Origin of the sequence: Marinobacter sp. JSM 1782161, assembly GCF_011421605.1 — a bacterium.
Classification (GTDB): domain Bacteria; phylum Pseudomonadota; class Gammaproteobacteria; order Pseudomonadales; family Oleiphilaceae; genus Marinobacter_A; species Marinobacter_A bohaiensis.
Window position 1 is genome coordinate 2,521,072 of record NZ_WSSA01000002.1, and the last position, 14,554, is coordinate 2,535,625.

Genomic DNA, 14,554 nt, shown 5'->3' on the forward strand with positions numbered 1-14,554 from the left:
TCCGCCATGTCACAAGCTGCTGCCCAAGCCGCGCAGGACTGGACGCTGGAACAGATCCAGCAGGAAATCGACGCCCACCGTCACCGGCCGGGCGCGATGCTGCCGATCCTGCACGCCATCCAGGACCGTTTCGGCTACGTTCCCGAAGCCGCCGTACCGCTGATCGCCGAATCCATGCGCCAGACCCGCGCCGAGGTCCACGGCATTATCAGTTTCTACCACCATTTCCGCACCCGCCCGACCGGCAGCCATGTGGTTCATGTGTGCCGCGCCGAAGCCTGCCAGGCCGTGGGCGCCCGCCAGTTGGAAGCTCACATCAAGGGGCGGCTGGGGATCGACTTCCACCAGACCAGCGCCGACAACGAGATCACGCTGGAACCGGTCTACTGCCTCGGCAACTGCGCCTGTGGCCCCTCGGTCCGGGTGGATGACGCCGTCCACGGCCGTGTCGACGCGGACACGTTCGACCGACTCGTGGACCAGCTCACGACGACCGCCGTGGAGGTGAAGTGATGTCCGTTACCGTGTACGTGCCCTGCGACACCACGGCACTGGCCATGGGGGCCGACGCCGTCGCCGACACCATGAGGCAGGCCGCCAATCAACGCGGCGTGGAACTGAACCTCGTCCGCAACGGCTCCCGGGGGCTGTTCTGGCTGGAGCCCCTGGTGGAAGTCGCCACACCGAACGGTCGCCTGGCCTACGGCCCGGTGAAAGCCGCCGACGTGGATAGCCTGATCGCGGCCGGGCTGTTCGAGGGCGAGACCGATCACCCGCTCGCGCTGGGCCCGACCGACGACATTCCGTACCTCAAGAAGCAGCAGCGCCTGACCTTTTCCCGCATCGGCGTGACCGACCCGCTGTCCATCGACGACTACCGCACCCACCGTGGTTTCGCCGGCCTGGAAAAAGCGCTCAACCTGAGCGGCCAGGCGATCGTCGATGCGGTGAAGGCCTCCGGCCTGCGCGGGCGCGGCGGCGCGGCCTTCCCCACCGGCATCAAATGGCAGACCGTGCACGACGAGCCGGCGGGCCAGAAATACATCGTCTGCAACGCGGACGAAGGCGACTCCGGCACCTTTGCCGACCGGCTGGTGATGGAGTGCGACCCGTACCTGCTGATCGAGGGCATGACCCTGGCCGGGCTGGCCGTGGGCGCCGATCAGGGCTACGTCTATCTGCGCTCGGAATACCCCGTCGCCCACCGTATCTTCAGCGAGGCGCTGGCGCGCGCCTATGACGCCGGCTACCTGGGCCGGGACATCCGCGGCAGCGGCAGGCATTTCGATCTGGAAGTCCGACTCGGCGCCGGCGCCTACATCTGCGGCGAGGAAACCTCCCTGCTCGATAGCCTGGAAGGCAAGCGCGGCATGGTGCGCGCCAAGCCTCCGCTGCCCGCCATCAAGGGCCTGTTCGGCAAGCCGACAGTGGTGAACAACGTGCTGTCCCTGGCCGCCGTGCCCTTCATTCTCGACCAGGGCGCGCAGGCCTACGCCGATTACGGCATGGGCAAGTCCCGCGGCACCCTGCCGCTGCAACTGGCCGGCAACGTCAAACGCGGCGGGCTGGTGGAACTGGCCTTCGGCATCACCCTGCGCGAGCTGATGGAGGATTTCGGGGGCGGCACGCTGACCGGGCGGCCACTCAAAGCCGTGCAGGTGGGCGGCCCGCTGGGCGCGTACCTGCCGCAAAGCCAGTGGGACACGCCCATCGACTATGAAGCCTTCGCCGCATTCGGCGGCGTCGTCGGCCACGGCGGCGTGGTGATGTTCGACGACACCGTGGACATGGGCGAGCAGGCCCGCTTCGCCATGGAGTTCTGCAGCGTCGAATCCTGCGGCAAGTGCACGCCCTGCCGGATCGGTGCCGTGCGCGGCGTGGAAGTGATCGACCGACTCCGCGCCGGCGAGAACGTGGAGACCAACCGGGAACTGCTGGCCGACCTCTGCGACACCATGATGGACGGCTCCCTGTGCGCCATGGGCGGGATGACCCCCTTCCCGGTGCAGAGCGTGATGAAGCACTTCCCCGACGAACTGACACACCGGCCGACCTGAACCGCAGGAGGCAGCCATGCTGAACTATTTCGACCCCAGAGAGTACCGCATTGACCCGAACCGGGACCTGGGCACGCCGCCGGCGCTCTCGGAAACCGCCGTGGCCCTGACCATCGACGGCGTCGAGATCCACGTGCCGGACGGCACCTCGGTGATGCGCGCGGCGGCCCTGGCCGGCATCACGATTCCCAAGCTGTGCGCCTCGGACAACCTCGAGGCCTTCGGCTCCTGCCGCCTCTGCGCCGTGGAGATCGAAGGCAAGCGCGGTTACCCCGCGTCCTGCACCACGCCGGTGTCCGAAGGCATGGCAGTCCACACCCAGACCGGCAAGCTCGCCAGGCTACGGCGCAACATCATGGAGCTGTACATCTCCGATCACCCGCTCGACTGCCTGACCTGCCCCGCCAACGGCGACTGCGAACTGCAGGACATGGCGGGCGCCGTGGGCCTGCGGGACGTGCGCTACGGCTTCGACGGGGCGAACCACCTGGACGCGGAAACGGACGACTCCAATCCGTACTTCAGTTTCGACCCGAGCAAGTGCATCGTCTGCTCGCGCTGCGTGCGCGCCTGCGAGGAAGTCCAGGGCACCTTCGCCCTGACCATCGACGGTCGCGGCTTCGACTCCACCGTCGCCGCCGGGCAGGACGAGGACTTCATGGACTCGGAATGCGTCTCCTGCGGTGCCTGCGTGCAGGCCTGCCCCACCTCGACGCTGATGGAAAAGAGCGTGATCGAGGTCGGCGTACCGGAACACAGCGTCGTCACCACCTGCGCCTACTGCGGCGTGGGCTGTTCGTTCAAGGCTGAAATGAAGGGCGACCAGCTGGTGCGCATGGTGCCCTACAAGGGCGGTGACGCGAACCACGGCCATTCCTGCGTGAAGGGACGCTTCGCCTTCGGTTACGCCACCCACAAGGACCGTATCAAGGAACCGATGATCCGCGAGTCCATCGACCAGCCCTGGCGCGCGGTGTCCTGGGAGAACGCCATCGACTTCGCCGCCCAACGCCTGAAAGGCATCCAGGCGGAACACGGCCGCGAGAGCATCGGCGGCATCACCTCGTCGCGTTGTACCAACGAGGAAACCTACCTGGTGCAGAAACTGGTGCGCGCCGGCTTCGGCAACAACAATACCGACACCTGCGCCCGGGTCTGCCACTCCCCCACCGGCTACGGCCTGAAGACCACCATCGGCGAATCCGCCGGCACCCAGACCTTTGACTCGGTGATGCAGGCGGACACCATCCTGGTGATCGGCGCCAACCCCACCGACGCCCATCCGGTGTTCGCCTCCCAGATGCGCCGCCGGCTGCGCCAGGGGGCCAACCTGATCGTCGCCGACCCGCGCCACATCGACCTGCTCGACACCGCCCACGGCGGCGAAGGCCTCCACCTGGCGCTGAAACCCGGCACCAACGTGGCGCTGATCAACGCCCTGGCCCACGTGGTGGTCAGCGAAGGTCTGGAAGACACCGACTTCATCGCCAGGCGCTGCGAGCCCGGCGCCTACAACACCTGGCGCGAGTTCATCCAGGAAGAGAAAAACTCACCGGAAGCGCTGGAAGCGGAAACCGGCGTGCCCGCCGACAAGGTCCGCCAGGCCGCCCGGCTCTACGCCAGCGTCGGTAACGGCGCGATCTACTACGGCCTGGGCGTGACCGAGCATAGCCAGGGCTCGACCATGGTGATGGGCATCGCCAACCTGGCCATGGCCACCGGCAACCTGGGCCGGGAAGGCGTGGGCGTGAACCCGCTGCGCGGCCAGAACAACGTCCAGGGCTCCTGCGACATGGGCTCGTTCCCGCACGAGCTGCCCGGCTACCAGCACGTGGGCGACCCGGCGGTGCGCGAGCGCTTCGAGAACCTGTGGCACGTGAAGATCGACGATGAGCCGGGCCTGCGCATTCCCAACATGTTCGACGCCGCCATCGCCGGCCACTTCAGGGCGCTCTACGTGCAGGGCGAGGACATCGCCCAGTCCGACCCCAACACCCAGCACGTGGAACAGGCGCTGACGTCCCTGGACTGCCTGATCGTGCAGGACATCTTCCTCAACGAGACCGCCAAGTACGCGCACGTGCTGCTGCCCGGCGCCACCTTCCTGGAGAAGAACGGCACCTTCACCAACGCCGAGCGCCGCATCAACCGGGTGCGCAAGGTAATGGCGCCGATCGCCGGCAAGGAGGACTGGGAGGTGACCCAGGACCTGGCCAACGCCCTGGGCTATGCGATGAACTACAGCCACCCGTCCGAGATCATGGACGAGATCGCCCAGCTCACGCCCACCTTCACCGGGGTCAGCTACGCGAAACTGGACGAACTGGGCAGCATCCAGTGGCCGTGCAACGCCGAGCATCCCGACGGCACCCCCACCATGCACGAAGTGGACTTCCCCATCGGCAAGGGCCATTTCGCGGTCACCGAATACGTCGCCACGCCGGAACGCAGCAACCGCCGTTATCCCCTGCTGCTGACCACCGGCCGTATCCTCAGCCAATACAACGTGGGCGCCCAGACCCGGCGTACCGAGAACAGCGTCTGGCACAGCGAGGACGTGCTGGAGATCCACCCCAGCGACGCCGACCTACGCGGCATCAGGGACGGTGACTGGCTGGGCGTGTCCAGCCGTGTGGGACAGACCGTATTGCGCTGCCGCATCAGCGAGCGCATGCTGCCGGGTGTCGTCTACACCACCTTCCACCACCCGGGCAGCGGGGCCAACGTCATCACCACCGACAGCTCCGACTGGGCCACCAACTGCCCCGAGTACAAGGTCACCGCCGTGCAGGTGGAGAAGGTGACGCAGCCGTCGGCCTGGCAGAAGCACTTCCAGTCCTTCGACCGGCGCCAGCACGACTACCTGGAACATTCGAGTGACGAGTCCAACTTTGCCATTAAATGATCCCGAAGCACCGGCCTCCGGGCCGGACGACACCCCGTCGGCCCTGTTCCGCACCCGCGTCGACGAACGCGGCCAGGAACGGGCCGGCGAGACCGACGATGTCGTCGCCGAGGAGATGCCCGTCGCCATGGTCTACAACGGCATCTCCCACGCGGTGATGATGGCCACGCCGTCGGACCTGGAGGACTTCGCGGTGGGCTTCAGCCTGACCGAGTCGATCCTCCATACCCCGGACGAACTCTACGACCTGAGCGTTCAGCGCAGTCCGGCCGGCGCCACGGTGGACATGACCATTGCCAGCGAGCGGCTGTTTGCCCTCAAGGCCCAGCGTCGCAACATGGCGGGACGCACCGGCTGCGGCCTGTGCGGGACCGAGTCGCTGGACCATGCGATCCGCGCCATTCCACGAATCGACGCGCCGCCCGCCCTCAGCGATGACGCCGTCCAGACCGCGGTGCGCGACCTGAAGCAGCACCAGCCCCTGCAAGCGGAAACCGGCGCCACCCACGCCGCCGCCTGGTGCGACCTGGACGGCGCGATCCTGGCCGTGCGCGAGGACGTGGGGCGCCACAACGCCCTGGACAAACTGGTGGGGCACTGGCTGCGCCAGGGGCGCTCGTTCGAACGCGGGTTCGCCCTGATTTCCAGCCGGGGCAGTTTCGAGATGGTGCAGAAAAGCGCCATGGTGGGCATCGGCGGCCTGGTGGCGGTTTCCGCGCCTACCGGCCTGGCGATCCGCGAAGCGCGCAAGGCCAACATGACCCTGATCGGCTTCGCCCGCCCGGGCCGCCACGTGATCTATCATTGCGGACAGACGTCCACGACCGACGCCAAGCAGGAGAGCCCGACGTGAACAGCGAGCTTCATCACCTGATCCAGATGATCAACCAGATCAGCGACAACAACCTCCACCACGGCAACAACGCCCAGGCGGCGGACAAGGTCGCCACCCACCTGAAGAAGTTCTGGGCCCGCAGCATGAAGCAGCAGATCATCGACTACGCCGGGAGCGACGGCAGTGAGCTGACGGACGTGTCGAAGCTGGCGGTGGCGCGGCTCATAGAACTGCGGCAGGCGGGCTAGGCCTAGCCCGACACACCTTCCCGCGCCTCATACGCCGCCACCAACTGCTGCAGGAAGTGCATCCCCGCCGAGCTCAGGAAGAAGCGTTTGGGGCCGGTCCGGAACAGCAGCTGGCGTTTGCCCAGGTAGTCCAGGGCTTCGGCAATGCCTTTCTCGAAGCGGGCCGCGCGCAGCATCTCGCGGTATTCCTCGTCCGCGGCCAGGGCGTCTACATCCTCGTCGCGCAGGCCGGCGTCCGGCCGGCCCAGGTATTCCAGATCACGTCCCGAGCGGGCGAAGTAGCGGCCGATCAGCAGGAGGCAGACCTGCACGCGGAAGGCGTTCTCGTCGTGTTCCTCGCTCTCGTCGTCGGTGTTCTCGCGCAGGTAGAAGAACGCCCCGTTCTCGTTGAACACCAGTTCGCTGCCCAGGTGTTCATAGAAGGTCCGGAAATGGGCCAGGTGGTTGTACAGCAGGTTGTAGAGCGGGTTGGCTTCCAGCTCGGCGCGGTTGAGGTTGTAGACGTCGCGCACGATGACCTTCCCCGCCGCCAGCTCCCGGAACAGGGCCGCGCTCTGCGCCGGGGCGATGCGGTCGAAGCCGCTGCCGCCGGCGTGATCCAGCTCCGCGGGAGCGACGCTGTCGGTCGGTGTGTGTTCAAGATCCGGCATGGCTCGCCTCTCCCTGTGATGTCGGTGCATTGGGGCGCGGCTCCAGGCGGCGCCGGCGGTAGACGAAGACGTCAGCGATGTCGTCGGGGCCGCTCTCCGTCTCCAGTGTGTTGAAGCGGTTGGTGGTGACCACCTGCAGCCCCTCGGGGTGTTTATGGCTCAGGCGATTGACCGCCGCCAGCAGGTCCGGGAAGCGATAGCCCGCCACGACACCGTCGAGCCGGCCGTGCAGCTCGCGCACCAGATCCCGGGTCGGCCGCAGCTGCAGGGATTCCAGCCATTGATACAGGGTCTGGATGCGCTCGGCGTCCACTTTCGGGTTGCGCCCGGCAGCCGCCGCCCGGCCCAGGTCGGGCACCTGTTCCTTGCGCCCCAGGTCCGCCAGCCGCAGGTCCAGTTCCGAGAACAGCAGTTGGTAATAGCTGGATGACTGGCCGAACGCATACTGGCGCGGCCGGCTCTGGGCCTTGAGGCCGACCAGGAAGCCGGTGGTGCGGGAGAAGTCGCTGCCGTCGAGCCACTTCTTCTTCAGGTTCAGGGTTTCGGTGTCTTCCTTGAGCTCACGCAGCTGAGCGAAGAAATGCTCCATGGCGTTGTACTGGACCATGCTGCGCCGGGTCTTGCGCAGGAAATGATCGACTTCCGCCGCCAGGGTCTGGATCGGCTTGTGCAACGCGTTGAGGCTCAGGGACGAGCGGAACATCTGGTCGGCGATGTCCTGCTGCCGGTTCTGCTCCAGCAGGCGGATGATGCCTTCCAGCGTGGCGAACAGGTTAGCGCCGTCGGGCAGCTGCGTGTCCGGGTTGAGGAACACCAGCGTCGGCTGGATGTGGCGCTCGTACAAGGTCGCGATGCGTTCCAGCAGGTCCTGACGGAAATGGCTGAACTGCTCCGGCGCACGGCTGGCGTCCCCGGACATGTCCGCCAGGTCGGCGCTCAGGGTCTGCATGCGCAGGATGTTCTGGCGCAGCAGGCCGATCAGCAGACTGACCCGCTCGTTCAGGTCGTCGCGCAGCTCGGTGAAATCCGGATCGGCGTCGTTGAAGGTGCTTTGGGTAAGCCGGTCGTGGATGTCCCGCAGGGTGACCAGATGACCGCGCAGGCGGGCGTCGGTCAGCTCCTGGTAGAGCGACGCATTGCAGGCCCGCACCAGGTTGAGCAGCGCTTCCTGGAACACCAGCCGGCGCTCGCCCTCCGCCTTGACGATGTCGATCACCAGCCCGGTGCGGAACAGGTTGTCGGTGCTGAACCCGGTGCGGATGCGCTCCTGCTCGGTGCGCTTGAGGCTGCGGACGTAGTCGAGCACATCCATGGCCAGCTCGCTCTCGCGCACGTAGCGCACCGACTCGCGGTCCATGCGCTCGATCACCCGGAACAGGACGCGCGGGTGTTCGAACAGCAACCGCGTGGTGTCGAGGGTGCTGAAGCGTTTACGACTCATGACTCACTTCCAGCAGGTGGTGCTGCGTCTGGTCGAACCATTCCGACAGGCCCTCGCGGTCGCTGAAGCCTTCCGGCCCGCCCCAGAACACCAGCGTGCGGCTGGCACTGTAGGGCCGCGCCGTGCGCATCTGCCCCACTTCCAGATGGCGACCGACCTGGAAGATCAGCTCGGGACTGGCGCTGTGGGTGGCGGCGGAGAACAGATTGAAGCCCTGGTCCTGCAACCGGTCGAGCAGCGCCGGCACCTGGCTCACGTCCACGCTGGCCAGCTCGTCCAGCACCATCGGGAACGACAGGCTGATCTGCGGGTAGAGCACCCGCCGCAGCAGGCGGTGCACCAGCTCCAGGTTGATCAGCGCCGTGGTGGACGTGGACTGCCCCTTGCTGTCCAGGGTGGTCGAGGACTGCTTGCGGGTGCGGTAGGAGACGCCGGTCACCACCTTGTCCATGGTCAGGCGGTTGCCGCTCTTCTGGTCGCCGAAAAATTCCGCCACGAACACCCGCAGGCGGTCGTAGAAGGCATCGGACTGCAGCTTGCCGGACGCGTAGGGATCGATCGCGGCGGACTCTTCCACCAGGTTGTGGAACTTGGGATCGGTGTGGATATCGACGCGGATCTCCACCAGATCGTTGATGGTGACGCCGTCCAGCTCCCGGTTGAGCGCCGCTTCGAAGCGCTGGATGTGCTCGCTGTTGGCCTTCAGCGCCTGGCGGTAGCTCGCCACCGTTTCGTTGTGGGAGTCGATCTGCTCGCGCAGTACGCGGCCGCTCTCGGCCAGGCCGGCGAACAGGTCGGCCAGCGCCTTGAAGGTGTCGCGGATCGCCTGCCAGCTGGGGCTGTCGCTCTCCAGCAGGCCTTCCCGGTCCTCGCCGATGCCCTTGTTGATCAGCCGGCGCAGACTCTCGAGGATGTTGAAGCGCAGCTGTTCCAGTTCCTCCAGCCCGCTGCGGATATCGTCCAGCCGCGCCACGGACACCGCCTCGGCCGCCAGCGGTGCGTCCGCCTCCACGGTTTTCAGGGACGGGAAGCGGCGCATGTCACCGCTCACCGTGGTCTGCAGGTGCAGCAACTCGGTTTCCCGTTCCTGGGCGCGGCGGGCGACGGTCTGGGCCTTGTCCAGCTTGGTGCCGACCGCTTCCACCCGCTCGCGTTCGATGGCGGTTTTCTCCTCCAGGGCCGCGACGGCTTTGTTGGCCTCGTCGATGGCCTGGGTGGCGTCCTCGATGTTGGTGGCGGCGCTGGGCAGGCGCTTGAGAATGTCCAGCTCCTTGCGGGTGGCGGCGATGTCCTTCTCCGCCTGCTGGATGCGCTGGGGCCGGTCCTGGCCGCCGCTGGCCGAGTCGTCCAGTTCCGCCAGATGGCGGCGGGCGGCGTTCAGTTCGCCTTCGAGCTTGTGGCGCTGGGCCGGGAAATCATCGGCCTGGGGCGCGCGGGCCGGGAACGCGGTGTCGAACCAGTCGAATCCCCGGTCGGTCTGCGCGAAGAGTTCGGCCATGCGGCCCAGGGTGGCTTTGGTATCCTCGTCCAGCGCCTGACCCGGGCTGGCCGACACCAGCTTCGGGTTCACCGCCCGCAGCGGCGCGATGACGTCGTCGTCGAGCTGGTTCTGCAACTGCCACTGGGCGCGCTGCTCGCGCTCGGCCAGGGCCTTGAGGTCCGCGTCCAGCTGGTCGATGGTACGGGTGAGCTGGGCCTTGCGCTGTTCCGCCTGGGCGGCGCTGTTGAGCGCATTGAGCTGGGCCTGGCTGTCTTCCAGCGCCTCGTTCAGGGTGGCCTGGATCTCATCGGCGGTCAGGTCGCCGTAGCGGGACACCAGCAGTTCGCCGTCCTTCTGGACCTTCTCCGCCTTGTCGAGAACGGAGGTCTGCGCCTTGATCTCCCCTTCCAGCCGGTTCTGCTCGGTTTTCAGGCTGTTGAGCTGCTTCTGGGACTGTTTCTGCGCGCCCTGCAGCTCGTCCCGCTCGCGGTCCGCCTGCTGACGCTGCTGGCCGATCTCCGCCAATGCCGCGGTCAGGCCGTCGCGGAAGGCCGCAAAATCGTGCTGGGTGCGGGTCAGGGTCTGGTAGCGCTCGAACGCACTCTGCAATTTATCGAACTGGGGCCGCGCGCTTTCCACGCGAGTCAAATGTTCCTGGCGGCTTTTGAGCTGGTCGTGGCGGTCGAGGAACTGGTCGATGTCCAGCTCGAAGGCGTCGTCGGCGAATTTCTTGTCCGCCTCGATGATGCTGGCCACCGCGTGGGCCATGGCCTTGTCGTCCGCCTTCATTTCGAACAGCAGCAGAATCAGCGTGCGCAGGGACTGGATCTTGCGCTCGTCCGGGTCCGCCAGGGGCAGCACCGAGTAGCGCACCGCGTCCGGCGACATCAGGTCGCTGCTGTAGAGGATGTGCTTGAGCCTGGTGGGGTCGCTGCTGACCGTCGTCTCCCGGGACAGCGTCTTCAGCGCCTCGGTCACCCGGGCCACGGTCAGCCCCTCCACCGCCTGGCCGATGCCGTCGGCGTCGTCCTCCTCGCAGCGCCAGAACAGGCCGCGCAGCTGGTCGTAAGCGACCGGCACGAAGATCCGGCCGTAGCTGAGCTGGCTGCTCTGGTCCCGGTAGAGCACCTGGCAGTGGGTGCCGGACGGGCTCTCCACTTCCATGATCAGGAAGCTGGACTGGCTGGGGAAGTAGTGCTGGTAGCTTTCCTCGTTGGTGTAGAAGCTGCCGGCGCTGGCGTTGCGGAAGGCGAACTTGTTCTTGCTGTTGCGGAAGTTGTTTTCCGGCAACAGGAACAGACGCAGGGAGTTCAGCAGGCTCGATTTGCCGAGGTTGCCGCTGCCCAGCAGCAGGGCGTGCTGGTTCAGGGGAATCTCGACGTAACAGAAGCCCGCCGAGTCCACCAGCACCAGACGGCGGATGCCGAAACGGAAATACGCCTGCGCCTCGGCGTTGGGCGCTCCCTCAGTGCTCATCCAGAATGATCTCCTGTTCCATGAATTGCCGGGTCTCGCGGAAACGCTCGGCCAGACCGGTGAAACCCAGTGCGCCGGCGCGCTCAATGGCCTCGATTAACCGCTGCGGCGAGCCCGGCGTCTTGCAGAACCCGGCGTGATAGAGCGTCCAGTCCGGCGGCTGCAGAAAGTGGGCGCGATCGCCCAGCCGTTCCCGCAGCGCCTGAAACATCTTCAGACCGCCCAGGTCGTAATCGAAAGCGCAGAGAACGCGGTCGTAGCCCGCCAGCCAATCCATCACCGGCGCCCGCAGAACGCGGTTGCCACCGCCCAGGACCACGTCGCAGCAATCCAGCGCCAGGGGCTCGCCCAGGCAGCTTGCGGCGAACGCCAGCATCTGGCGGGCCTGGGCGAAATTGTCCTCGTTCTCCACCACCAGCGCAGTCGCCTTGGGCGCGAAGCCCAGGTGGCAGCGTCCGGCGTTCAGGCACACCACATCCGGCCGCGGATCGATCAGCGCCTCATGGTAAACCAGAACGAAGGCCGTTGCCGTTTCCCGGCGGTGGGAATCGCCCTGCAACGCCGCTTCGCGCCGCGTACCAGGAACCCGGGCCAACTGCTCCAGCTCGGCGGCAACCGACGTGTCGACAATGCGCACCCGCCAACGCTGCTGCGAGACCCGTTCCACATCGAAGTGGCGGGACCAGCGACCGGCGATGCTTGCGGGCAACAGTTTGCGGAACGCCTCGAAGTTGATCGGTCGGCCCTCGCGAATGGCGGCCAGGTATTTCTCCAATGCCGAACTCATGCCGTTCAGTCCCGGACGTAAACCCAATTGGTTGCCACATTGTCGCACACGATCACCGCCTCACCCGACCGTGCGCAGTTCTCCATCGACGCGGGAAAGCCCTCCGCCAATCGTGCGTCCACGGCCAGGTTGCGTTTGTCCTGTTTGAGATAGCGGAAGGTGTCTTCCATGCGCTGGGCGAAGTCGACGCCTTCGGCCCGGTGACGGTGGAAACTGTTGTAGAAGCGGGTGAAGCTCATGGTCGCCCCGCCCAGGCCTATCTCCAGCATCTTGGCGATGTAGCGGTCGTAGGCGTCGGACAGGTAGGCGCGCACCGCCGCCTCGTCGCCGGCGTCGCCGTGGAACGGGCTCAGACCCAGGCGATTGTTGGCGTCCAGAACACCCGGCGCCAGCGCGCCGTTGGGCTGGTTCACCGCCAGTCGGAAGAGACCGTCGGAGCAGCGAACAGTATCCATCTCCAGATCGCAGGCCGACAGCCCCGACGCGTATTCAGTCACCTGCGGCGGTTCGGGCGCTGCTGGTTCGGCAGGCTCTCGCGAAGGCACGGACGGCGCTCCCGTATCGCTCGCAGGACCGGGCTGCGACGCCGGCTCCGGCAAGGCAATCCCCCACCGCGCCGCCGGCCGCTTGAGCAGCAGCGCCTGGACCTGCGGCGTATTGCGGCGGAAGTCCTCGAACGTCGGCAAAGCCGCACCGCCGCCCTTGGCCCTGATCTGGCAAAAGGCGCGTTCGTAGGCGGTTGCCGGCTCAGGCGGACATGCGGCGTACGTGAGCAGTGGCGTCATCAACAACAGGCCGGACAGTAAAGCCCGCCGGCCCCTGAAAACACGTCTTGCCATGGATCAATCCAACCGAAAATCGTTGTGCAGGTTCTGCCAGTGCTGGCGCAGCAAGGCCTTGTGAGTCGCCGCCATGGGCAAGTCGGCCAGGCGATCCGGCCACTCCGACCGGGCTTGCGCCATCACCGCCTCAAGGTGCACCCGAATCGCCGGCCATGATACGCCAATGCGCTCGGCCCAGGTTCGGAAATGCGCCAGACTCATCCCCTGCCAGCGCCGGATTCCGGCCATGTTCAGCGCGGCGTCCGCCTCGCCCTCGACATAGGCCAGGGTCGTGACGATGTCGTACGCCGGTGACAGGCGTGCATGGTACCGGTCCGGGTAGACCAGCGACCAGTTCTTCAGGTGAGCATCCCCGTTCGCCAGCAGGATATTCACCAGCAGTCGCCGCGCCATCTGCTGGACCTGGGCAAGGCCGTCTTCGCCGTACCGGTAGAGCGCCCGGCCGACCTGCTCGTAGTTGGCCGCACCGTACTTGTCGTGGGCAAAGCACTCGAAGACCTGAGCGAAATCCTCCGCGTGAACGCGCCCGCCAGGGCTGCGGTCGAACCGCTTGATCGCGTAGGCTTCGCCCTCCCCCAGCTGGATATCCGGCAGGTTCCCGAGCTGTTCCAGCGGGATCAGCTCGATGTCCGGAATATCAACGCCAACGGCTTCGGCCAGGCGCATGGCGGTGTATTCGTTGGCCGGCACCTGGCGATGCACGCTGGACGGCGTCTTGATGATCCAGTCGTCCCCGCCCGCTTCGGCGGTGATGTTGAATCGCTGGTCCCGGCGACGGGCAGAGAACTTCATCTGCACGCCCGCCAGGGAAAACCGCTGCCCCGGACCACGGACGTTAATCTGAATCGGCTGCACCCGCTCGCGGGACGACAACGCCCAGGACGGGATGCGTCCCTGGGTCAGGGGATGAGCCACAAAGGCCCCGGGGAGATTCTGTCCAGCAACCGCCAGCAGCGGGAACTCGTTGTCGGGGTGCGTCTTGAGGGCGTCCGCCATCCAGGCTCGCAGCGCGCCTTCCGGCAGCAGGTTCGACAGCAGCGGTGGCAGGCGCTGGGACGCCATCTTCGGGGATTGCAGGTAGCGCTCACTCACCTGCTGCGTCAGCGTTGCCGTCGGCCGGCGGGACGGATCGTTCGCCACACCCTCCACATAGGCGGGATCGAACGTCAGGATATTCCGGCCACCGGCGTAATGGACCAGCACGCCGATCCGCTCGCCATACAGTTCGATGGCTAGACCTTCAACCGCTTCCTGTCGCTCGGGCTGCACCACCATCACTCACTGTCCTTCAGGTCGCCCAGTTCCACCGACCAGACGGACGCTTCGGGCTCGATATCTGCCCGCGCGTCCGTCGATGCCCGGTCAACCGAGCGTGAAGCGCTCTCCTGCCCGGGCGGACGAATCGCCAACTCCAGGCCCATACCCTCGAGAATGCGCAGCAGCGTAGACAGCCGCACGTCGCTGCCGGATTCGATCTTCTGGTATTGCTGCTGGGACATACCGATGCGCATCCGCATGTCTTTCTGGCTCAGGCCAAGCTGTTTGCGCCGCGCCTGTAGAATGTCCGTCAGTTCCGCGAGGGATTGCATACCCGATTGCCCTTCCGTTTACGGATCTTTTGACAGCATATTGGCTGTTATTCGCCTTTGAAACAATACAAAGGCTGTTAATTAGAGTAAAAACAATTTATGAGATGTTTATTGACGATTTAACAACGAAAAAGCTGTTCAGGAAGGAATAAAAAGAATGACGGCGGCGCGCCTTTCAACATTGGCGGGACAAAGATGGCGAGCGGAATCCCTCGCCCAGAAACAGAAACGCCGCCGGCTCTGT

General features: G+C 66.1%; 12 protein-coding genes. 5 read left to right on the plus strand and 7 right to left on the minus strand.

All coding sequences use genetic code 11. The features are described from left to right. Positions 1–6: 6 nt before the first annotated feature. The 5 genes from GQB00_RS11305 to GQB00_RS11325 are packed head-to-tail and all read left to right on the plus strand — an operon-like array spanning position 7 to position 6,045. Entirely contained in the window at positions 7–513 is a 507-nt protein-coding gene (locus GQB00_RS11305) for a formate dehydrogenase subunit gamma (protein ID WP_165856283.1), read from the plus strand. Beyond that, positions 513–2,057 (plus strand): formate dehydrogenase beta subunit, encoded by a 1,545-nt coding sequence (locus GQB00_RS11310; RefSeq protein ID WP_165856284.1) that lies wholly within the window; start codon positions 513–515, stop codon positions 2,055–2,057. The genes GQB00_RS11305 and GQB00_RS11310 overlap by 1 nt, the downstream gene beginning before the upstream one ends. 16 nt (positions 2,058–2,073) lie before the next feature. Further along, a complete protein-coding gene (gene fdhF, locus GQB00_RS11315; RefSeq protein ID WP_165856285.1) occupies positions 2,074–4,962 on the plus strand; it encodes a formate dehydrogenase subunit alpha in 2,889 nt (962 codons plus the stop codon). After that, a complete protein-coding gene (fdhD, locus tag GQB00_RS11320; RefSeq protein WP_207950670.1) occupies positions 4,949–5,815 on the plus strand; it encodes a formate dehydrogenase accessory sulfurtransferase FdhD in 867 nt (288 codons plus the stop codon). The genes fdhF and fdhD overlap by 14 nt, the downstream gene beginning before the upstream one ends. Beyond that, a complete protein-coding gene (locus tag GQB00_RS11325; RefSeq protein ID WP_323127272.1) occupies positions 5,812–6,045 on the plus strand; it encodes a formate dehydrogenase subunit delta in 234 nt (77 codons plus the stop codon). Before fdhD ends, GQB00_RS11325 begins: the two co-directional genes overlap by 4 nt. Positions 6,046–6,047: 2 nt before the next feature. Here GQB00_RS11325 and GQB00_RS11330 read toward each other — a convergent pair whose 3' ends face one another. Genes GQB00_RS11330 through GQB00_RS11360 form a run of 7 tightly spaced genes read right to left on the minus strand, consistent with a single transcriptional unit; the run spans position 6,048 to position 14,310 of the window. After that, a complete protein-coding gene (locus GQB00_RS11330) occupies positions 6,048–6,695 on the minus strand; it encodes a condensin complex protein MksE (protein WP_207950671.1) in 648 nt (215 codons plus the stop codon). Next, complete coding sequence (locus tag GQB00_RS11335) at positions 6,682–8,136, minus strand: hypothetical protein (protein ID WP_165856287.1); 1,455 nt, start codon at positions 8,134–8,136, stop codon at positions 6,682–6,684. Before GQB00_RS11335 ends, GQB00_RS11330 begins: the two co-directional genes overlap by 14 nt. Continuing rightward, the gene (locus tag GQB00_RS11340; protein WP_165856288.1) at positions 8,126–11,092 is read right to left on the minus strand and encodes a hypothetical protein; all 2,967 of its coding nucleotides are present in this window, start codon (positions 11,090–11,092) and stop codon (positions 8,126–8,128) included. Before GQB00_RS11340 ends, GQB00_RS11335 begins: the two co-directional genes overlap by 11 nt. Next, positions 11,082–11,879, minus strand: a complete 798-nt coding sequence (locus tag GQB00_RS11345; protein ID WP_165856289.1) for a hypothetical protein — start codon at positions 11,877–11,879, stop codon at positions 11,082–11,084. Before GQB00_RS11345 ends, GQB00_RS11340 begins: the two co-directional genes overlap by 11 nt. Before the next feature lie 5 nt (positions 11,880–11,884). Next, positions 11,885–12,718 carry a hypothetical protein gene (locus GQB00_RS11350; RefSeq protein WP_228276700.1) on the minus strand — a complete coding sequence of 278 codons (834 nt, stop codon included), beginning with the start codon at positions 12,716–12,718 and terminating at the stop codon, positions 11,885–11,887. A gap of 3 nt (positions 12,719–12,721) precedes the next feature. Next, on the minus strand, positions 12,722–13,996 hold the full coding sequence (locus tag GQB00_RS11355) for a type II toxin-antitoxin system HipA family toxin (protein WP_165856290.1): 1,275 nt from the start codon (positions 13,994–13,996) through the stop codon (positions 12,722–12,724). After that, positions 13,996–14,310, minus strand: a complete 315-nt coding sequence (locus tag GQB00_RS11360; protein ID WP_165856291.1) for a helix-turn-helix domain-containing protein — start codon at positions 14,308–14,310, stop codon at positions 13,996–13,998. Before GQB00_RS11360 ends, GQB00_RS11355 begins: the two co-directional genes overlap by 1 nt. Positions 14,311–14,554: the final 244 nt, after the last annotated feature.